Here is a 22,666-nt window from a genome sequence, read left to right as displayed (position 1 = left end):
CATGTCACCGAGCCCTCCTGCCGGGACCGGGCGGGGCGCGCAGGCCGCCGGCTTCCGCACGCTGCGGGTCTCCCGGGAACCCGGCATCCTGCGGGTCGCACTGCACCGGCCCGAGCGCAGCAACAGCATCGATCCGGTGCTCATCGCCGAGCTGCACGCCGCGCTCGATCTCGCCGAGGCGGGCGAGGACTGCCGGCTCGTCGTCATCGAGGGCAGCGGCGGGGTGTTCTCCACCGGGATGGACCTCGTGGACGCGGGCGGCTCCGAACTGCCCGACGAGGCCTCGGCCCGCGAAGGCGCCGAACGCTTTCTCGGGCTGCTGCGCCGGTTCACGACCGTGCCGCGGATCGTCGTCGCCAAGGTCGACGGGCAGGCCGCAGGCGGCGGGGTCGGACTCGCCGCCGCCGCGGACTTCGTCTACGCGACGGAGCGCAGCCGCTTCAGTCTGCCCGAGGCGCTGTGGGGGCTGCTGCCCTGCTGCGTGGCGCCGTTCCTGATCCGCAGGACCGGCTTCCAGAAGGCGTACGCCATGACGCTGAGCACCCAGCCGGTGGACGCGCAGCGGGCGGCCTCCTTCCAGCTCGTCGACGAGGTGGCCGATGACCCCGAGCCGCTGGTGCGCCGCCTCGCCTTCCGCAGCTCGAAGCTTGACGGGACCACCCTGGGCGATCTCAAGCGGTACTACCGGCGGCAGTGGTTCCTCACCGACGAGCACGAGCGGGCGGCGGTCGAGGAGTTCGCCCGGCTGATCACCTCCGACGGCGTACGCGCCCGCCTGGAGGACTTCGCGCAGCACCAGCGACTTCCCTGGGAGGCCCGGCGATGACCGCAGTGCAGGAGGCACCCGTCGGCGGACTCCCCGCGACCGGCGGCGCATGGGTCTTCCCCGGCCAGGGCGCGCAGCGCAAGGGCATGGGGGCCGGGCTGTTCGAGCGCCATCCCGGCCCGGTCGAGGAGGCGGAGGGCATCCTCGGCTTCTGTGTACGCGAGCTGTGTCTGGAGGATCCGCACGGGCAGCTGGGGCAGACGCGCTATCTCCAGCCCGCCCTGTACGTGATCAACGCACTGGCGTGGCTCGACCGGTGCGAGCAGGGCGCGGCGCCCGGGGTTCTCGCGGGGCACAGCCTCGGCGAGTACAACGCCCTGCTCGCCGCGGGCTGTTTCGACTTCGCCACCGGGCTGCGGCTCGTCGCGCGGCGCGGGGAGCTGATGGGGGAGGCGAAGGGCGGCGGCATGAGCGCCGTGGTCGGGCCGCGGGCGGTCGAGGTGCCGGGGCTGCTTGCGGAGGCGGGCGCCGACGACATCGACGTCGCCAACTACAACGGGCCCGAACAGCTGGTGCTCTCGGGTCCGGTGGACTCCCTGAACGCCTTCGCGAAGCTGGTGAAGGCGCGCAAGCTGGCCCGCTGCGTGCCGCTGGGCGTCAGCGCCGCCTTCCACTCCCGCTATATGGCCCCGGCGGCCGAGGAGTTCGCTCGCTTCCTGCGCTCCGTGGACTTCGCCGCACCCCGCGTCCCGGTCATCGCCAACGTGACGGCGCGCCCGTACCCCGCCGACGCCGAGTCCGTACGCGGTCTGCTCGCCGAGCAGATCCGCAGCTCGGTCCGCTGGCGCGAGACGATGGGCCATCTGCGGGCGCACGGCATCGACGAGGTGACGGAACTGGGCCCGGGCACGGTGCTCACGGGCCTGTGGAAGTCCTCCCGCGAGGACTGGGAGGCCTGGCCGGAGGTGGCGGGCCCGGAGGTGGCGGGCCCGGAGGTGGCGGGCCCGGAGGTGGCGGGTACGGGGACGGCGGGTCCGGAGGCGGGTGCGGCGGTTGCTGGAGCGCCGGGGCGTGAAGCGCCGGTGGCAGAGGCGCCGACGGCTCAAGCGGCCCCTGACCCCGCAGCTCCTGACCCCGCAGCCCCTGGCCCCGCGGCCCCCGACCCAGCGGCCCCCGGCATCCCACAGCCGGACGCTGTGACGGCCGACAGCTCCCCGGGAGCAGCCGCAGCCACCCGGCCGCTCGCCTCGCCCACCCCAACCACCCCAACCACCCCAACCACCCCAACCACCCCGAGGATCCACCCCGAGCAGCTCGGATCGGCCGCGTTCCGCGCCGAGTACGGCGTGCGGTTCGCCTACGTCGCCGGGTCCATGTACAAGGGCGTGGCCTCCACCGACCTCGTCCTGCGGATGGCCAGGGCAGGTCTGCTCGGCTGCTTCGGCGCCGGCGGGCTCCGCCTGGAGCGGGTCGAGGAGGCCCTGCGGCTCCTGGGCCGCGAGCTCGGGCCAGGGGGCGGCTTCGGGATGAACCTGCTGCACGCGCTGGACGATCCGGGCCTGGAGGAGGCGACCGTACGCCTGTATCTCCGGCATGACGTGCGCCTCGTGGAGGCGGCCGGGTTCACCCGGCTCACCCCCGCCCTCGTGCGCTACCGGCTCAGCGGCGCGCACCGTGACCGGCAGGGCAGGGCGGTGTCCCCGCGGCGGGTGATCGCGAAGGTCTCCCGGCCCGAGGTGGCCGAGGCCTTCCTGCGCCCCGCCCCGGAGAACGTCGTGCGCCGCCTGGTCGAGGAGGGCGCCCTCACGTCCGTGGAGGCCGAAGCCGCGAGCGAGCTGCCGATGGCGAGCGACCTGTGCGTCGAGGCCGACTCCGGCGGCCACACCGACGGCGGCGTCGCCCAGGTCCTGCTGCCCGCCATGCTTCGCCTGCGCCGTACGGTCGCCGCTCAGCACCCGGCCGCCCGCGCGGTACGGGTGGGCGCGGCCGGCGGGCTCGGCAGCCCGGAGAGCCTCGCCGCCGCCTTCGTCCTCGGCGCCGACTTCGCGCTCACCGGCTCCGTCAACCAGTGCTCAGTCCAGGCCGGTACGTCCGACCTGGTGAAGGACATGCTCGCCGGTGCGGATGTCCAGGACGTGGCCTACGCCCCCGCGGGCGACATGTTCGAGCTCGGCGCCCAGGTCCAGGTCCTGCGCAAGGGCACGCTGTTCGCGGCCCGCGGCAACAAACTCCGCAAGCTGTACCAGCAGTTCGAGAGCCTCGAAGGGCTGGATCCCGCGGCGCGCCGCAGCATCGAGGAGTCCTGCTTCCGGCGCGGCCTCGACGAGGTCTGGGAGCTGACCCGCCGCCACTACCTCGACACCGGCCGCCCGCATCTGGTCGAACAGGCCGAGCGCAGCCCCAGGCAGCGGATGGCGCTCGTCTTCCGCTGGTACTTCGCGCATTCCACCCGCGCCGCCCTGGCCGGCGAGGCCGCCGAACGCGTCAACTTCCAGATCCACACCGGCCCCGCCATCGGCGCCTTCAACCGCTGCGTCCAGGGCACGGCCCTGGAGGACTGGCGCGGCCGGGACGTCGACGCCATCGCCGCGTACCTCATGGACGGCGCCGCCGAAATCATGGGCGAACGCCTTTCCGTACTCGCTCAATAGTGAGCTGCTGCCGCACCCGCGGTGCAGTTGACTTCTGTTCGTCGCCAGAACACTCATGCGTATCTCGCGCGTATCTCGTGCGGCTCCGTGAACCGGAGTCCGCAATCCAGGAGCAATCCCGGAGCTTTCCAAGAGCAACCCGAGAGCAATGCGAGAGACCCCTCCCATGGACCGCGTCCCCTTCGATCGGAGTGCCGTGATGGCTGATTCCCCCGACCCGTTCGTGCTGCCCGTCGCAAGGCAGCAGACCTCCCTGCCGGCCACGGAAATCCTGCACTCCGGGAACTCCGGAATCATCGTCGAACGCACCGGCCAGCTGCGCGCGGAATTCCGCAACGAGGGCCGCCAGTTCGCCCGTGACCTCTCCGAGTACATCAACCAGAAGTACGTCGGTATCGCCTCGGTCTTCGTCTACGAGGAGACCTTCGGCACCAAGGACAAGCTGCACTGGCTCCTTCACATGGCCTCCCTCGACGCCTACGAGACCCTCGTCCAGATGGGCACGAAGGACGAGGGCTGGCGCGAGGTCATGTTCCGCAACCGCATCCCGGAGGAGAAGGGCGGCGGCTCCTGGGACCGGATGTTCCTCGACGGCGAACTGCGCGAGACCGTGCTCATCCCGCAGAGCTTCGGGATGTACGGCACTTCCGACCAGGAGCCCGAAACCCTCGTCGAGGGCGCGGAGGGCCAGCTCGCCAAGCTCGCGGTGCCCACCGCCCAGCACCAGGCGCCCGGCCTTCCCGAGCAGACCCTCAACTCCACCACCTGCGGCCTGCTCATGCACCGCACCGGCGAGCTGAAGTACGAATTCCGTGCCGAGGGCCGCCAGTTCGCCCGCGCCCTCACCGAGAACTGGAACCGCACGCTCGGCGAGCACGGCTCCATCTTCCTGTACGAGGAGGCCTTCGGCCTCTCCGACCGCATCCACTGGTTCATCCACCTCAAGTCGCCGGCCTCGTACTACAACCTCATGGGCCTGCGCGCCCGCACCGACGAGGCCGCCCGCGAGGTCTTCACCAAGCAGTGGATCCCCGAGGAGAAGGGCGGCGGCGGCTGGGAGCGGATGTTCGTCCAGAGCACCCTCCAGGACCTGGCCCTCACCCCCCAGCACTGGGGGATGTACGCGACCAAGACCCGTGACCAGGACCTCCAGGCGTCCCAGGAATCCGACTGACCCCGTCCGCGAACCACCGGCATCCGAGGGAGGCCTCATGCACTCCGGCAGGACCCTGCACGAGATATTCGAGGAGCGGGCGGCACAGTTCCCCGGCCGCACCGCCGTCACCTGCGGCACCGAGCACCTTGACTACGCCACACTCGACGCCCGCGCCGAGCGGCTCGCCCGCCGGATCGCCGCCGCCCGCAAGGGCCCGGGCGGTCTGGTCGGGCTGTGCGCCGACCGCTCCACCGAGCTGGTCGTCGGACTGCTCGCCATCCTCAAGGCCGGGGCGGGCTATGTGCCCCTCGACCCCGGTTACCCGGCCGAGCGCCTCGACTACCTGCTCGCCGACACCGAGGTCGACTTGGTGCTCGCGCTGGGCCGGACGGCCGAGGCGGTCGCCTCCGCTGATGTCCCGGTGCTGCTCATCGACAGCACGGACGGCGAAGGCGACGACGGCTCCGCCACCGCTCTGCCCAAGGCCGGTCCCGACAGCCTGGCCTACGTCATCCACACCTCCGGCTCCACGGGCCGCCCCAAGGGCACCCTCGTCGAACACCGCAACGTCGTCGCCCTCATGGAGCAGGGCCGCGAACTCTTCGGCTTCGACGAGCACGATGTGTGGACCCTGTTCCACTCCGTCAGCTTCGACTTCTCCGTCTGGGAGATCTGGGGCGCCCTGCTGCACGGCGGCCGCCTCGTCGTCGTCCCCACCGAGACAGCGCGCTCCCCGCAGCAGCTGCGCGAGCTGCTCGCCGCCGAACGCGTGACCGTCCTCAACCAGACCCCCTCGGCCTTCCGCGGCCTCGCCGCCGTCGAGGCCGAGCACGAGCGTGCCGGACTGCCGCTGCGGCTGGTGATGTTCGGCGGCGAACGGCTCGACGTGAAGCAGCTCGGCCCCTGGCTCGCCGCCTACGGCGACGACCGGCCGCAGCTGGTCAACATGTACGGCATCACCGAGACGACGGTGCACGTCACCCACCGCCGGATCCGGGAGGCCGACCTGGACGAGCCGGACGCCTCGCCCATCGGCGTCCCGCTGCCCGGCGTACGGATCAGGCTCCTCGACGAGGCCGGCGAAGAGGCCGCTGACGGGGCCCCCGGCGAGATGTGGGTCGGCGGCACCGGAGTCGCCCGCGGCTATCTGCGCCGCCCCGACCTGACCGAGGACCGCTTCCGCACCCTCGACGACGGCGAGCGCTGGTACCGCTCCGGCGACCTCGCCAAGCGCACCGCCGACGGCGGCTACGCCTACCTCGGGCGCACCGACGACCAGGTCAAGATCCGCGGCTACCGGATCGAACCGGGCGAGATCGAACGGCTCCTCGCCACCCACGCGGACGTGGCCACGGCCATCGTCACCCCCGAGGACCACGGCGAGGGCGATGTCCGCATCCTCGCCTACCTGGTCCCGCCGCCCGGCGCCCAGGCCGTCACCGTACGGACCCTCGCCAACGAGCTGTCCGAGCTCGCCGCCCGGACCCTGCCCGAGTACATGCGCCCCTCCGCGTACCGCCTCGTACCGGAGGTGCCGCTGACCCCGCAGGGCAAGGCCGACCGGCGCGCGCTCGATCTGCTCCCGTACGACGAGGCCTTCCCGGCCGGCGGCCGCGGCGGCGAACTCACCGCCACCGGCACCGAGATCATGCGCCTGGTCACCGAGGTGCTCGGCGGCAACGACGGTCTCGGCGGCGATGACGAACTGTTCTCGGCCGGCGTCACCTCGCTGGCCTTCACCCGCATCATCGCGCTGGTCAACCAGCGCTACGGCCTGAGCCTGACCGGGGCCGAGCTGGACGAAGCGACCGTGAACCAGCTGGCCGGCTGCGTCGACGCGCAGACCGCCGCCCGCAAGTAGGAGGACGAGCATGACCATCCAGGACGACGTCAGCACCGCACGCGGCTTCTCCCTCACCCCGAAGGAGCTCGAGGCCTTCCACGAGAACGGCTTCCACGGCCCCTTCAAGGTCTACGAGATCGAGGAGATGAAGGCGATATGGCGCCGCGAGCGCCTGCGCCTCATGGACCGCACCCACGCCGTCTACCAGGACGAGGCGGCCACCTCCGGCAACACCAACATCTCCAACTACGACCGCCACCTGGACAACGCCTTCCTCGCCGACCACATCGGCCGGCCCGAGATCACCCAGCGCGTCAACAGCGTCCTCGGCCCCGACGTGCTCTGCTGGCGCAGCGAGTTCTTCCCCAAGTACCCCGGTGACGAGGGCACCGACTGGCACCAGGCGGACACCTTCGCCAACGCCTCCGGCAAGCCGCAGATCGTCTGGCCCGACGAGGTCAAGGAGTTCGGCGGCACCATCACCGTGTGGACGGCCTTCACCGAGGCCAACGAGGAGACCGGCTGTCTGCAGTTCATCCCCGGCACCCACGAGCGGATGCGCTACGACGAGACCAAGCGCATGGAGTACCGCCCGGAGAGCATCAACCAGGAGGACAAGGAGGGCGTCCGCCGCGGCTTCTTCGGCTACGACTACCGGGAGCTGCAGATCGACCCGGACTGGAAGCCGCAGGAGTCGGACGCCGTCTCCATGGTGATGCGCCCCGGCGAGGCGATCATGTTCTGGTCCACGCTGATGCACGCCTCGCTGCCGCACGCCGGGCGCACCCAGGAGATGCGGCTCGGCTTCGCGGGCCGGTATGTGCCGACCGCCGTGCAGGTCTACCCGGACACGGACGTCATCGACGAGTACGGCGGCTCCGTCTCGCTCGAACGCTACGGCTCCGTACTGGTCTCCGGCACCCCCGAGCCGCACAACCGCCTGGCCACCGAGACGACCACCGGACACCCCTTCCGCAGGCCCTGAGCGGCCCCTTCCCCCGGCCGGTCAGGGCCGTCCCCCTCGGCCCTGACCGGTTCCCCTCCTGCCCGACGAAGCCGATGAAGCCGATGAAGCCGATGAAGCCGATGAAGCCGATGAAGGCCGACGAAGAGAGTGAGGACTGCGGACATGCTGAGTGACGAGGCGGGAAGGGCGGTGACGGAACTCGCCCGCGCGATGCTGTCCCTGCGCCCCCTGGCGCGGGCGCTGGGATCCGGCGCCCGGCTGACCACCGGGCTCGGGCCCGGTGCGGAAGCCGCATCCGCGGCGGCGGTGCTCGACGCGGTCGCCGCCGAACTCGACGTACCCGGGCTCGACTTCACCGCGGCCGGTGACACGGCGGACGAGGGCGTCTTCGAGCGGGTGATGGCCGAGCACCTCGATCTCCCGGCCCGTCTCGCGGCCCTCGGCCCGATCACCGCCAAAGACCGGCCGGCCGCGGTCGCCGAGGCCCGCAAGGCGGCGGCGCGGGTGGCGGCCGAGAGCTTCGGACGCCACCGCCGCCCCACCGACGCCGTCTCCTTCGACGGGGCCCGGCTGCCGGTGTACGAGGCCGGTGAACCCGGCCGCCCCGCCGTGGTGCTCGCCTCGGCCTGCGGAATGCCCGCCGAACTGTGCGAGCCGTGGATCGAGCTCCTGTCGCGTGACCACCACGTCGTCACCTGGGAGAGCCGCGGACTCTTCGGCGGCGCGGAGGACTTCGACAGCCTGGGCCAGGACACCGCGGCACAGGCCGCGGACGTCTTCGCCGTGATGGACCACTGCGGGATCGAGAGCGCCCATGTGATGGGATTCTGCGGCGGAAGCGTCATCGCCCTCGCCGCGGCCGGTGCCCGGCCGGAGCGGGTCTCCTCGCTCAGCCTCTGGCACGGCGCGTACGAACTCGGCGAGGACTGCCCCAAGGCCGACCACCACCGCAACATGCAGGCGCTGATGGCGATGGCGGCGGGGGACCGGGACACCGCCGCCTCGGTGCAGTCCGTCTTCGTGCAGACGATGATCTCGAGCCTGCCGCCCGGGATGGCACACCTCGTGCTGTATCCCTACGCGACACCCGAACTCTTCTACCGCTACTGCCGGGTCAACGGCCCGATCACCGACATCGACGTACGCGGCATGCTCGCCGGGGTGACCCAGCCCGCGCTCGTCGTCACCAGCGAGGACGACAGCACGGCGGATCCGGCGGGCTCCCGCTGGGTCGCGGAGCGGCTGCCCGAGGCCGAGCTCAGGGTCGAGCCGACCGGCGACCACATCTCGCTGTTCACGATGGGCGGCGCGGTCGGCGCGCTCGCCGTCGACTTCCTGGCCCGGGTGACCTCCCGGACAGCCGGCTGAGTCCCGTAGGGCGTGTTTCGAAAGTCGCCCTAGGGCCGGACCCGCCGCCTTCGTGCGGCCGTTCCCTCACTTCCCCTACACAGAACAGGTGAAAGGCGATGAGCGAGACCTTGGAGCGGCCCGCGGAGACGGCCGGGCGGAGCAGTGGCGAGCTCAGGGCGGCCCTGCGGAGCCTGCTTGCGGAGATCGTGCCGGAGCGGGCGGAGGACGGGCCGTCGGACGACGGGCGGTCCGGGGCCGGGCTGCCGGACGACGGGCGGTCCGAGGGCGCGTCGTCGGACGACGGTCGTGCTTGCGCACCTCTGCGGGATCTCGGCTTCGGCTCCCTGCAGACCACCCGGCTGTGGGTCGAGCTGAAGCGCTCCTTCGGCGTGGATCTGCCGCCGCAGTGGCTGGGCGGCGCCTCGCTGGACGAACTGGCGGCGCGGGTGGCCGAGGAGCGGGGCGGGGCGGAGGCGACGGACGCGACGGGGGCAACCACCCCGGTCGGGACCGCGGACCCGACTGGGATCGCGGACCCGACCGGGACCACAGCGTCCGGAACCGAGCCCTCGACGGGGACCACCGACTCGCCCACCGGCCCCCGGCACCACGAGCCCTTCCCGCTCACCCCCCTGCAGCAGGCCTACCTCGTGGCCAAGGACGAGGACACCTCCCCGGACCCCGTCGGCTGCCACCTGTACCGCGAACTGACGCTCCCCGGACTCGACGTCCAACGGCTCACCGCGGCCTGGCAGCGGCTCGTGGACCACCACGCCATGCTGCGCACGGTCATCGACGAGGACGGCACCCAGCAGGTACGCCGGGGCCCCTCGCTCTGGGAGGTCCCCGTCCACGACCTCACCGAGGCCGGCCCGACGGCGCACGAGGAGCATGTCGCGGCCGTCCGCGCTCGGATGTCCCACCGCAACCACCTGCCCGGCAGCTGGCCGATGGGCGCCGTCGAGGTGACCCGCGGGCCGGACGGCGAGGGGCTCGTGCACTTCGGCCTCGACACCCTCCTGACCGACGCACACGGCTACGCCCTGCTCCTGCAGCAGTGGCAGGAGCTGTACGAACACCCGGACCGGCCGCTGCCCGAGCCCGCCACGACCGTCCGCGACTGCGTCCTCGACCTCGCCGCCCAGCGCAGCGGCCCCGGCCACCGGGCGGACCTCGACCACTGGGCGGACCGGCTCGCGGAGCTGCCCCCGGGCCCCTCCCTCGTCCTCGACCGGGAACTCCGGGCACCGCGCCGCCGCCCCCTCGACGCCACCCTCGACCCCGCGCAGTGGGCCGAACTCACCGCCCTGGCCGCACGCCTGGAGGTCTCACCCACCTCCCTCGTCCTCGCCGTGTTCACCGGCACCCTGGCCCGGTACGGGACAGCGCGGCCCTTCTCGCTCGCCGTCACCACCAGCGACCGGCCGCGCATCGGCGCCGATGCCGGGCTCCTGGTCGGCCCCTTCACCTCCACAGCCCTGCTCGTGGCCGATCCCACCACCGGGCAGCCGCTCGACGAGACCGCCCAGGACCTGCACGAACAGCTGTGGGAGGCGCTGCGTCACGGCGCGGTCTCCGGCATCGAGGTGCTGCGTGAACTGCGGGCCCGCACGGGCGTGCAGCCGCCCGCCCCGGCCGTCGTCTTCACCAGCCTGCTCGGCGTCGGCCCCGGCGAGGGCGTCGCCGGCGGATTCGGCGCCGCCCTCACGTACGGCGTGAGCCAGACTTCCGAGATCGCCCTCGACCACCAGATGTGGGAGCAGGACGGCGCCCTGCACTTCCGCTGGGACGTCGTCGAGGACCGTTTCGCGCCCGGCGTGCCGGAGACCGCCTTCGCGGACTTCGCCAACCAGCTCGCCCTCTGCGCCACACAGCCGGCCGTGCGGCGGGCCCCGGGGGAGGTGCAGCAGGCGTACATCGTGGCGCGCTTCGCCGCCCAGACCGATGCGGAGACCGCACAGGGCTGCCAGTGCTACCAGAGCTTCCACGTCGACGACCTCGACCCCGACCGCCTCGCCCGGGCCCTGCTCTGCCTGGCCGAGGGCTACGAGGTGCTGCGTACCGGCATCGGCGCCGACGGCCGACTGGAGATACTCGACCGGCTGCCCGCACCCTGGCACTTCCCCGTCATCGACCTGCGCGGCCGCCAGGACGCCGAGGCGGTACGGGAGTCGATCCGCGAGGAGATGACCGGACGGCCCTTCGCCATCGGCCGCCGGCCGCACTTCGACCTGCGCGTCACCCGCGATACGGACCGGACCTCCACCGTCCACTGCGCCTTCGACCTCGTCCTCGCCGACGCCCCCAGCATCCACCGCCTCTTCCGCGAACTCCTGCGCCTGTACGCCGACCCCGACGCGAGCCCGCGCCCCGTCGCCGCCCACACCGCCGCCGGTGCCGGTGACTCGGCCGCGTACTGGAAGGAGCGTCTCGCCTCACTGCCCGCGGGCCCCGCGCTGCCGCCAGGACCCGGCGGCCCACGGCGCGTGGTGCGCCGCTCGGGGACCCTGCACGGCTGGCGCAGGCTCTCGGCGCTCGCCGCACGCGAGGGCCTGGACGCCGACCACCTGCTGCTCGCCTGCCTCGACGAGGCCCTGGCCGAGGTCTGCCCGGACCCGTACGCCCTGGCCGTGGTGCTCTGGCCGAAGGAGCCGGAGCCCGCGCGGCCCGGCGAGTACTCCCTGCTCAGTTGGATGACGGCCGCCGACTCCACGCTGCCGCGCCTCGGCCGCGCCGCCCACTACCGCGATCTCGCCCGCCGCGATCTCGACGCGGGCGCCGCGGGCGGGGCGCTCGCCGCGCTGCGGCGGCGCGGGCCGGGCGCGGGCGGCGGTCACGGCGGCGAACTGCCGTACCCGGTCGTCTACACGGGCGCCGTCGACATGACCGCGTATCCGCTGCCCGAAGGCGTACGCCGGGGTCCCTGGCTCACCAGCACCCCGGGCTGCTCGATCGACTGCATCCCGGTGATCGAGGGCGACGAACTGCGCTACTGCTGGGACGTCGTCACGGCCGACCTCTCCGAGGAGCTGCTCGACCGCCTCTTCGCCCGGTTCGAGCACGCGCTCACCGCCGTCGCCGAGGAACTCGGCGCGATGCGCCCGGCCCGCCTCACGGCTCACGAGCGGGAACTGGTGCTGCGGACCTGGAACGACACCGAAGTCCCGCTCACCGGGAGCGGCCCGCTGCATCTGCTCCTGGAGGAGCGGGCGCACCTCGACCCGCAGGCGGTCGCGCTGCGCTGGCGCGGCGGCGGCCGGATGACCTTCGGCGAGCTCGACCGGTACGCCGACCGGATCGCGCGCCGCGTGCGCGAGCTCGGGCCCACCGGCCCCGGAGCCACCGTGGGCGTACGGATCCGGCGCGGCCCCGACATGGTCGCCGCCGTGTACGGCGTGCTCAAGGCCGGGGCCGCGTATGTGCCGGTGGAGCCCTGGCTGCCCGCCGGACGGGCGGCCGAGATCCTCACGCTCGCCGGCACCTCGCTCGTGCTCAGCACCTCCGACTCCGAGGGCTGGGAAGCGCCGAGCGGTGTGGAACTCCTGGAGGTCGACCGGATCGGAGCGGACGCCGCCGTCACGGAGAAGCCCGTGGCCTCCGCAGGCGGTTCCGTGGCTTCCGCGGAGAGTCCCGTGGCTTCCGCGGACGGTTCGGACACCGCGTACATCCTGTTCACCTCCGGCAGCACCGGGACCCCCAAGGGGGTGGCCGTGCCGCACCGGGCGGTGCGGAACCTGCTCGCCTGGGCCCACCGCACCTTCGACTTCGGCCCCGATGACCTCGGCCTCGCCGTCACCTCGCTCGGCTTCGACCTCTCCGTGTTCGACCTCTTCGGTGTGCTCGGCCGCGGCGGCGGGCTGTATCTCGCCGACGAGGAGCAGCAGCGTGATCCCGAACTGCTGCTCGACGCACTGCTCGAAGAACCGGTCACGTTCTGGAACTCCGCCCCCACCACCCTCGCCCAGGTCGCCGAGCACTTCGACCGCTGCCCGGGGCACCCGGGCGCGGGCCGCCTGCGCAGGGTCTTCCTCAGCGGGGACTTCATCCCGCTCACCCTGCCCGACCGGGTGCGCACGGCGTTCCCGGCCGCCGAGGTGATCAGCCTCGGCGGACCCACCGAGACCACGGTCTGGTCGGTCTGGCATCCGATCGGCGCGGTGGATCCGGGCTGGCGCAGCATCCCGTACGGCAAACCCATCGACAACACACGGCACTACGTCCTGGACGAAGCGCTCCAGCCCTGTCCCGTCGGCCAGGAGGGAGAGCTCTACACGGCGGGGCTCTGCCTCGCCGACGGGTTCGTGGGCAGCCCCTGGCTGACCGAGGAACGGTTCCTGCCCGATCTGTTCGCCGCGGATCAGGGGGAGCGGATGTACCGCACCGGCGACCGCGCCTCCTGGCAGCCGGACGGCACGCTGCGGATCCTCGGACGCACCGACCACCAGGTCAAGGTGCGCGGCTTCCGCGTGGAACTCGGTGAGGTCGAGCACCGGTTGCGGAGCCACGCGGGTGTACAGGACGTGGTCGTGCTGGCCCAGCCGGACGGCGACGACCGCAAGCTCGTCGCCTATGTGGTGGCGGAGCGCGGGCAGCCGCCCGCCGGCGCCGAGCTGCGGCGGCACGCCGCACAGACGCTTGCGCCGTACATGGTCCCCAACACGGTGGTGTTCCTCGCCTCGTTCCCGGCGACCGCCAACGGCAAGCTGGACCGCGCGGCGCTTCCCTGGCCGCCGCCGGAGGGCTCGACGCAGGCGCCGCCCGCCCAGGCGGCGGAGCCTGCGGCGGTGACCGCCCCGGCGGCCACGGCTCCGGCAACCCTGGCGGCTGCGGCTCCGGTGGCCCCGGCGGCTGCGGCTGCGGCTCCGGCGGCTCCTGCCGCACCTGTGGCGTCGGCGGTGGGTGCCGAGGACGTCGCGGGCATCGTGGCCGAGGTCCTGGGTGTCGAGTGTCTCGACCCCGATGCGGACCTCTGGGACGCGGGGGCGACCTCGTTCACCATGGTGCAGCTCTCCGCCGCGCTCAAGCGGCGCTTCGGCCGGCGGGTTCCGGTCGGGGCGCTGATCTCGGCGCCGACTCCGGCGGGGATCGCGCGGTACCTGTCGGGCGGTGCGGGCGTGGGCGTGGGGTCGGGTGCGAGTGTGGAGACGGTCGTACGGGCGGACGCGGCGAGCGCCGCAGACGAGGCGCAGTCGGACGTGCCGCGGACGGACGTGCCGCGGACGGACGCGCCGGGGACGGACGCACCGCAGCACCAGGCGCCCTCCGCGGACGGGGACGGCGTGCCCGAGCCGGGCGCGAACACCCCCGGTCCCGTGGACATGTTCTCGCCCGAGGAGCGGGACGCCTTCAAGCGGGCCGCCTGGAACCTGCGCCGCATCGGGCCCGGGGAGCAGCGCCTGAGCCTCCCGCGTACCGGTATCGCGCCGGAGCGCTACACGCGCCGCTCCAGCAAGCGCGACTTCCTGGACCGGCCGCTCGACCGGGCCTCGCTCGCCCGGCTCCTCGAACTCCTCGCCGAGGCCCACGCGGACGGCCGCGCGGCCTTCCTGTACCCGTCGGCGGGGGAGACGTACGCCGTCCAGACCTACGTCCACGTCAAGCCCGGCGCCGTGGACGGACTCGCCGAGGGCGTCTACTACTACCAGCCGCGCGAACACGCCCTGCACCTCGTCAACGCCGCGCCGCGCATCGACCGCTCGATCCACTTCTACTACAACCGGCCGGTCTTCGACCGGGCCGGACTCGGCATCTACCTGATAGGCCAGCGCCATGGCATCGCCCCGCTGTACCAGGACGTCGCCGAGCACTTCCTGACCCTGGAAGCCGGCTACATGGGGCAACTGCTGATGTCGGGGCAGGCCACGGCCGGGATCGGCCTGTGCCCGATCGGCACCCTCACGTTCGACAGCATCCGCGGGCAGTTCGGCCTCGACGAAGGGCACGTTTTCCTGCACTCCTTCCTGGCCGGTGCCGTCGAGCCGGTGGCCGAGGGGCCGCAGGCGCCCGCGCCGCACCATGCGTCCGCCGACGCCCGTACGGACGGATCGGGTACGCGGTCGGCCGCGCAGGACGTTCCGGCCGCGCAGGCCACCGAGGCCCTCCAGGGCGCCCCTGCCGTCCAGAGCACTCCAGTCCTCCAGGGCACCCCTGCCGTCCAGAGCACTCCAGTCCTCCAGGGCACCCCTGCCGTCCAGAGCGCTCCAGTCCTCCAGGGCACCCCGACCCCGGCCGTCCAGGCCGCCGCGCCGTCCGCGACCGCCGCCGCCGTCCTGGGCATCGGCTGCCGGCTGCCCGGTGCCGACACCCCCGAGCAGCTGTGGCAGAACCTGCGCGCGGGCCGCACCGCCATCGGGCCGGTGCCCGCGCATCGCGCCGCCGAACTGGGTGAGGCACCCCCCGGCGGCTATCTCGACGACACGGCCTCCTTCGACGGCCTGCGCTTCGGTGTCTCGCCCGCCGAGGCCGAACTGCTCGACCCGCAGCTGCGGCTCCTGCTGCACTCCGTGGCGGACAGCCTCGACGACGCCGGGCACACCCCGCAGTCCCTGCGCCGCGAGGCGGGCCGGGTCGGCGTGTTCGTCGGCGTGATGTGGCAGGACCACCAGATCGCCGGCAGCGACGAGTGGTCGGGCGGCGGGCAGGCGCGTATCTCGGCGCTCGCGGCGGACATCCCCAACCGCATCTCGCACGTCTTCGACTTCGACGGCCCCAGCCTGGCCGTCAACACCTCCTGCTCCTCCTCGCTGACCGCGCTGAACCTCGCCACCGAGAGCCTGCGCCGCGGGGAATGCGATGCGGCGGTGGTCGCCGCGGTGAACCTCGTCTCGCACCCGTACCACCTGCGTCTGCTCGCCGAGGCCGGACTGCTCGCCGCCGACGGCGATCCGCGGGTGCTCGGCGCGGACGCGGCGGGCTGGGCACCGGGCGAGGGCGCGGCCGCGGTGCTGCTGCGGCGTGCGGGCGAGGCACGACGGGACCGGGTACGGGGCGTGGTGGAGGCGACCGCGGCGGGACACCCCGGCCGTACCGCGCGCTTCGGGACACCCGATGCCGACCGGCTCGCGGACTCGCTGCGCAGGATGCTGCACACCGCGGGCCTCGATGCCGCCGACATCGGCTACGCCGAGTGCGCCGCCGCCGGAGCGGCCCTGTCCGATGCGGCCGAACTCGATGCGCTGGCCGCGGTGTTCGGCGGGAGCGGCGGGGTGCGGGCCGGCACCGTGAAGCCGAACCTGGGGCATCTGGAGGCGGCTTCGGGCCTCTCCCAGCTCATCAAGGTGCTGCTGCAGCTCGAACACGAGGAACTCGCCCCCACCCTGCTCGCCGCCGAGCGCTCGCCGCTCGTCGACTGGGACGAACTGCCCGTCGAGATCGTGGACCGCGCCGAGGTCTGGCCCGCCCCGGAGGGCGAGGCACCGCGCCGGGCCCTGGTCAACGCGGTGGGAGCGGGCGGTTCCTATGCCCACGCGGTGGTGCGCGCCGCCGCGGCGGTCCCGGCCTGCGCCCGGCCGCACCCCAAGCCCCTGCAGCAGGCGGTGATCCTCTCCGGCGCGAGCGAACAGGAACTCGCCGCGGCTGCCGCCGCCCTGCGCGCGCGGACGGCTGAGTGGGCGGCTGGTCTGGAGCCGCCGCGCCTGGCGCATGTGGCCTTCACGCTGCAGACCGGACGCCGCGCCCTCGCGCACCGACTCGCCGTGCTCTGCCGCGACTTCGGTGAGCTCACCGACGCGCTGGACGCCTTCCTCGCGGACCGGCCGCATCCCGCGCTGACGGTGGGGACGGGGACGGAGCGCGGCGGTGCGGTGTGCGCTCCGCAGCCGCTCGACGCCGCGGTCACGCTGTGGACCGCCGGGCACACCGTGGACTGGCAGGCGGCCTGGGGGCCGCAGGCCCGCCGGACCGGACTGCCGCTGCCGCCGCGCTCGGGCCGGCCGGTGGCCGGGCCCGCGGCCCCTGCGGCGCGTACGACCACGGACTCCACGGCTCGTACGATCACGGCAACCGCAGCGCGTACGACCACGGCACCTGCGACGCGTACGGCCACGGACCCCGAGACGCGTACGACCACGGCACCCACAGCGCGTACCGCCAATGCCCCCCAGGCATCCGCCAGCCCTGCGCAGGCCGCCGTGGACTACCTCCTCGACGCCTACGCGGAGGCCTCCGGGATCGCCCGTGAGGACCTGGACCCGCATACGCCCCTGGAGCGGTACGGGCTCAGCTCGTATGTGGTGGCACGGCTGAACGACCGCCTGGAGCTGGACTTCACCGATCGCGTCTCGCGCACGCTCTGCTACGCGCACGGCGATCTCGCCTCGATCGCGGCGGAACTGGAGGACCGGCCGGACGCCCCGTGGGCGAACGGAGCCTCGTCCACGCGGACGGCCACGGGCCCCGACCCGCTCGCCTCGGCCGAAGTACGGCAGCCCACCGCCACGACGGAGGAGTCACCCGCCCCCGACAGCCCCCGGCCCTCAGCCCCCGTCGCCATCATCGGCATCGCGGGCCGCTACCCCCAGGCCCCGGACCTGGACACCTTCTGGCAGAACCTCATTGAGGGCCGCGACTGCATACGGGAGCTCCCCGCGGCACGGCGCTGGCCCGGCTGGCCCGAGGGCCTCATGTGGGGCGGTTTCCTCGACGACGTCGACCGTTTCGACCCGCTCCTGTTCCGCATCACCCCGCGCGACGCGGCCCTGATGGACCCGCAGGAGCGCCTGTTCCTGGAGGTCACCTGGGAGACCCTGGAGGACGCGGGCTACTCCCGCAGCAGGCTGCGCCGCCGGCACGACGCGCACGTGGGTGTCTTCGTCGGCAGCATGTACAACGAGTACCCCTACCTGGCCGTGGAACGCGCCGCCCGCACCGGCGGCACGGACGACGCGGGCGCCTGCCCGGCGGGCATCGCCAACCGGGTCTCGTACGTCTTCGGTCTGAACGGCCCCAGCATGGCCGTGGACACCATGTGCTCCTCGTCCCTGACCGCCGTCCATCTGGCCGTGGAGAGCCTGCGCCGCGGCGAATGCGAGGTCGCCCTCGCGGGCGGCGTGAACCTCTCCCTGCACCCGCACAAGTTCCGCCAGCAGGCCCGGCTGCACATGGCCTCCGGCGACCACCGCTGCCGCAGCTTCGGCGCGGACGGTGACGGGTTCGTGCCCGGTGAGGGCGTGGGCGCGGTGCTCCTGAAGCCGCTGGACCGGGCGATCGCCGACGGGGACCGGATCCACGCCGTGATCCGCGGCACCGCCGTCAACCACGGCGGCCAGGCCAACGGCTACATGGTGCCCAACCCCGTCTCGCAGGGAGATCTGGTCACCGACGCGCTGCGCCGCGCGGGCATCGCACCGGACACGCTCGGCTATCTCGAAGCACACGGTACGGGCACCGAGCTCGGCGATCCGGTCGAGATCGACGGCCTGCACCGGGCGTTCGGCGGTGTGCCGGCGGGTTCCTGCGCCATCGGGAGCGTGAAATCGCAGATCGGACACCTGGAGGGTGCGGCCGGGATCGCCGGTCTGACCAAGGTGCTGCTGCAGCTGAGGCACCGCGGCTTCGCGGCCTCGCTGCACGCGGAGCGGCTCAACCCGAACATCGACTGGGCGCGCAGCCCCTTCACCGTGCAGCGCGAACCGGCGCCCTGGCCCGCCCCGCCGGGCGGTGGCCCGCGCCGGGCCGGGATCAGCTCCTTCGGGGCCGGCGGCGCGGGGGCCCATGTGGTCCTGGAGGAGTACGTGGCGCCACCCGTGGCCGCCGCGGGGACAGCCGGGCCGCGTCTCGTGGTGCTCTCCGCCCACGACGAGCAGCGGCTGACCGAGCTGGCCGGCCGTCTCGCCGGCCGCCTCGCGGACGACGTGGCGCTCGAAGACCTCGCGTACACCCTGCAGACGGGCCGTGAGGAGCAGCGCGAGCGGCTCGCCGTGGTGGCGTCCACCGTGGCCGAACTGCGGTCCGCACTCACCGACTTCACCCGGGGCGTACGGGACGGGGTGCTGCGTGGCCGTGCCCCGGCCGGGGCAGCGGGGCCCGGACTCCCGGCCGCGGAGACCGCCACGCTCGCGGAGCTCGGCCGCCACTGGGTCGCGGGCGGATCCGTGGACTGGGAGGCGCACGCCCGCGCCTACCCGGGCCGTCTCACCTCGCTGCCCTCGTACCCGTTCGCGGAGGGCCGCTACTGGCTGCCCGCACCCCCGGCGACCACCGCCTCCGGCACGCCCGGCTCGACGGCCGCCAAGGGGCCCGCGACGGCCGCCGAGCGGACCGCCCACGCGGCGGCCCCGGCGGAGCTCACCGAACCCGGGACCTCCGCCGACCACGCCGACCACGCCGACCACGCCGAGCCGCCCGTCGGTTCCGGCCCCGACGCGCCGACGGCCGCGGCGGAGCAGACCGAGGCCGAGGCATCCACCGACCCCACTTCCCACACCGTCCTCCACCACAAGACCTGGGTGCCCGCACCCGCGCCGGAGGCGGGCCCCGTCGAAGGCACCGTCGTCTGCCTGTACCGGGCGGAGGCCGAGGACACCGCGAAGGCGCTGGCCGAGCGGCTCGGCTCGGGCAGGGTGCTGCTCGTCCTGGAGGACGGAGCCCCCGAAGGCCGTACTCCCGGCTTCTACGACGACCAGAGCGCGGCCGAGGTGCTCGACCAGCTGCTCGACCGCCACCCGGACCTGCGCGGCATCGTCGACCTGTGCGACCTGGCCGCACCGGGGCCGGACCCCGTCCCGTGGACGGCACGCATCGTGGCCCTGCAACGGCTCATCGCGCGCCGCCCGGGAGCGGAGCTGCGGATCCTCCTCGCCACCCACGGCCTCACCGGCCCCGCCCTGGGGGGTGCGGAGGCCGACAGCACCGACAACACCGACAGCACCCTCGCCGGCGCCGAACAGGCCGCGTTCGTACGGATGCTGGGAGCCGAACACCGCAGGGTCCACGCCACCGTCCTCGACCTGGACCTGGCCGCCGGACGGCCGCGTGCCGCCGCCGACCTGATCGCCGAGGAGTACGCGGCCACGGACGGGCACCCCGAACTCGCCCGGCGCGAAGGCCTGCGCCTGCGCCCCCGCCTCGCACCCCTCACCCTGCCCGCCGCCGCCCCGCCGCGGCTCGACCCGCACGGCGTGTACGTGATCAGCGGGGGCACCGGAGCAATCGGAGCGCTCACGGCACAGCGCCTCGTGGAGCGCGGAGCCCGCAAACTCGCCCTCCTCGGCACCCGCGAGCTGCCCGAACGGCACCGCTGGTCGGCTGCTGGGCTGCCCGAGGGCATCGCCTCGCTCGTGGAGCAGGTCCGCAGCCTCGAACGCGCCGGGGCGCAAGTCCTGGTGTACGGCGGGTCCCTGACGGACCGTACGGCACTTGACCGCTTCCTCGGCTCCGTCCGCAGGGGACTCGGCGAGCTGCGCGGAGTGATCCACTGCGCGGGCGTGTCCTCCGGAGGCAGGCCGGCCTTCGTCCACAAGACTCCCGAGGAGCTGCGGGCGGCCTTCGGCCCCAAGGCCGACGGGGCACGCGCGCTGGCCGAGGCCTGCGCCGAGGACCCGCTGGCCTTCTTCGTCCTGGCCTCCTCGGCCGCCGGACTCGTGCCGCGGCTCGGTGCAGGAGTGAGCGACTACGCCGCCGCCAACGCCTGGCTCGACCTCTTCGCCGGGCACCAGGTGCGCAGCGGCAACACCGCGTACTGCTCGGTGAACTGGCCCAGCTGGCGCGAGGCGGGCATGGGCGTGCACCACGCCGATTCCTGCGCCCCGGCCGGGCTCGGCTCGCTCGACAACACGGAAGCACTCGACGCACTGGAGCAGGTCCTCGCCCTCGCACAGCAGCCCGGCAACGAGGTGGCCCAGGTCGTGCCCGTGGCGCCGCTGGACGGATTCGATCCGGACCGGATCCTCGGCGCCGGACCGGCAGTGCGCGAAGCCGGCGCGAGGCAGGTCCCGGAAGTGACGCCCACCGTACGACCGGAAGTGACGCCCACCGTACGAGAGGAGGACCAGGCCGTGTCCGCGACGCCTTCGGGGCCCTCGTCCTGGCTGATGGAACTGTTCTCCGAGGAGCTCGGCATCCCGCTCCCCGATCTGGACCCGACCGCGCTCTTCGACGAACTCGGCGTCGAGTCGGTGATGCTGGGCGAGCTGGTGCGGCGCATCGAGGAGACTACGGGCCGCGACCTGGAGCCCACCGTGCTGCTCAGCCACCCGACGATCGAACAGCTCGACGCCGAACTCGCCGGATGGGGCCCGCAGGACACCGCCCCGCCCGCGCCGCCCACCGGGGACGCGAGCCCGTCGCCGGACACAGGGCACACACCGGCACCGGACGCGGGACACACAGCGGCAGGCGCCGGGCACGCCCCGGCACCGGACCCCGCGCCCGCATCGGCAGCGGGTCCCATGTCCGCCCCCGCAACGGACCCCGCCCCGGCCCCCGACACCCGTATCGCCGTCATCGGCCTCGAATGCGCCTTCCCCGGCGCCCCCGACGCCGCCGCCTTCTGGCGCAACCTGGCCGCCGGCGACTGCGCCGTCACCGAGGTGCCGCGCTCGCGCTGGGACCATCGCGGGCTGTACGAGCCGGAGCACCGGCCGGGACGCAGCATCAGCAAGTGGGGCGGATTCCTCGACGGCATCGAGGACTTCGACGCCGGCTACTTCGGACTCACCGACGAGGAGGCGGACTGCCTGGACCCGGCGGTCCGGCTGGTCCTCGAGACCTCGGTGCGCTGCCTGCGCGATGCCGGATACCAGGACGCCGAACTGCGCGGCCTCGACGTGGGCGTGTTCGTCGGCGCCCGTATGTCGCACTACTCCGCACGTGCGGGCATCCGCTCCGGCGCCGCCGGGCTCGGCGGCGACCAGAACTTCGTGGCCGCCCGGGTCGCCCACCACTTCGACTTCCACGGCCCCAACGTGGTCCTCGACAGCGCCTGCTCCTCCGCCCTCGTCGCGGTGCAGACGGCCTGCCGCAGCCTGCTCGCCGGGGAGTCGGAGTACGCGCTGGCCGGCGGGGTCGACGTACTCCTCGACGAACAGCCCTACCTGGAGTTCAGCGCCGCGCGCGCCCTCTCGCCCTCCGGGCGCTGCGCCACCTTCGACCACGCGGCCGACGGCTTCGTACCCGGCGAAGGCTGCGGCCTGGTGCTGCTCAAGCCGCTGGCCCGGGCCCTCGCCGACGGCGACCGGATCCGCGCGGTCGTGGACGCGGTGGCCGTCAACAACGACGGCCGCACGATGGGCCTGACCACCCCCAACCCCGCGGCCCAGTCCCGTGTCATCCGCAGCGCCCTGCGGATGAGCGGACGCACCGCCGACGAGGTCGGCCTGGTGGAGGCGCACGGCACCGGCACCATGATCGGTGACCCGATGGAACTGCGCGCCCTGACCGATGTGTTCCGCGAGTCCACCGACCGCAGCGGCTACTGCGCCATCGGCAGCGTCAAGTCGAACATCGGGCATCTGCTCAGCGCGGCCGGCATCTCGGGACTCATCAAGGCCGTCCTCGCCATCGAGCACGGCACGATCCCGCCGACCCTGTTCTGCGAACGCCCCAACCCGCGCTTCGACTTCGCCGCCTCGCCGTTCTTCCCGTGCACCGAAGCACGCGCATGGGAGACGGACGGCCGCACACGCGTCGCCGGGGTGAGCGCCTTCGGACTCGGCGGAACCAACGCACACGCCGTCCTCAGCGGCCTCGACCCCGCGCTGCGTCCCACGCCGCCGTCCCGTTCCCCGCTGCCGCCCCCGCAGTTCAGGCGCAGCCGCCACTGGCTGGAACGCCCCGTCGACGGCACCGGGCCCGCGCAGGCAGCCGCGCCGGAACCGAGGCCCCGCACGGTCGTCCCGCAGCCCGCCGCGAAGCCTCGCGGCACCTCGCCGTCCACCTCACTGCTCGCCCTCGACTTCCGCCCGGTCCGCTGAGGCCCTGTCCTCACAGGACCTCG

The 22,666-nt window shown here is 73.5% G+C and carries 7 protein-coding genes; all 7 read left to right on the top strand.

Features of this window, described 5'->3' with window-relative positions; all coding sequences use genetic code 11:
* The first annotated feature begins 1 nt into the window (after position 1).
* The 7 genes from ACLF6P_RS07840 to ACLF6P_RS07810 all read left to right on the top strand — a co-directional run bounded on the left by ACLF6P_RS07840 (position 2) and on the right by ACLF6P_RS07810 (position 22,643).
* A complete protein-coding gene (locus tag ACLF6P_RS07840) occupies positions 2-826 on the top strand; it encodes an enoyl-CoA hydratase-related protein (RefSeq protein ID WP_415949109.1) in 825 nt (274 codons plus the stop codon).
* On the top strand, positions 823-3,417 hold the full coding sequence (fabD, locus tag ACLF6P_RS07835) for an ACP S-malonyltransferase (protein WP_415949108.1): 2,595 nt from the start codon (positions 823-825) through the stop codon (positions 3,415-3,417). Before ACLF6P_RS07840 ends, fabD begins: the two co-directional genes overlap by 4 nt.
* A gap of 199 nt (positions 3,418-3,616) precedes the next feature.
* A complete protein-coding gene (locus ACLF6P_RS07830) occupies positions 3,617-4,591 on the top strand; it encodes a DUF6039 family protein (protein ID WP_415949107.1) in 975 nt (324 codons plus the stop codon).
* A gap of 37 nt (positions 4,592-4,628) precedes the next feature.
* Positions 4,629-6,434, top strand: coding sequence for an amino acid adenylation domain-containing protein (locus tag ACLF6P_RS07825; protein ID WP_415949106.1), 1,806 nt, complete (start codon positions 4,629-4,631; stop codon positions 6,432-6,434).
* A gap of 10 nt (positions 6,435-6,444) precedes the next feature.
* Entirely contained in the window at positions 6,445-7,401 is a 957-nt protein-coding gene (locus ACLF6P_RS07820) for a chlorinating enzyme (protein WP_415949105.1), read from the top strand.
* A gap of 144 nt (positions 7,402-7,545) precedes the next feature.
* Entirely contained in the window at positions 7,546-8,751 is a 1,206-nt protein-coding gene (locus tag ACLF6P_RS07815) for an alpha/beta fold hydrolase (RefSeq protein WP_415949104.1), read from the top strand.
* 98 nt (positions 8,752-8,849) lie between these two features.
* The gene (locus ACLF6P_RS07810; RefSeq protein WP_415949103.1) at positions 8,850-22,643 is read left to right on the top strand and encodes an amino acid adenylation domain-containing protein; all 13,794 of its coding nucleotides are present in this window, start codon (positions 8,850-8,852) and stop codon (positions 22,641-22,643) included.
* Positions 22,644-22,666: the final 23 nt, after the last annotated feature.

The sequence above is a fragment of the Streptomyces lothianensis genome, assembly GCF_047779955.1.
Taxonomy (GTDB): domain Bacteria; phylum Actinomycetota; class Actinomycetes; order Streptomycetales; family Streptomycetaceae; genus Streptomyces.
This window is presented reverse-complemented; position numbering and strand designations above follow the sequence as displayed.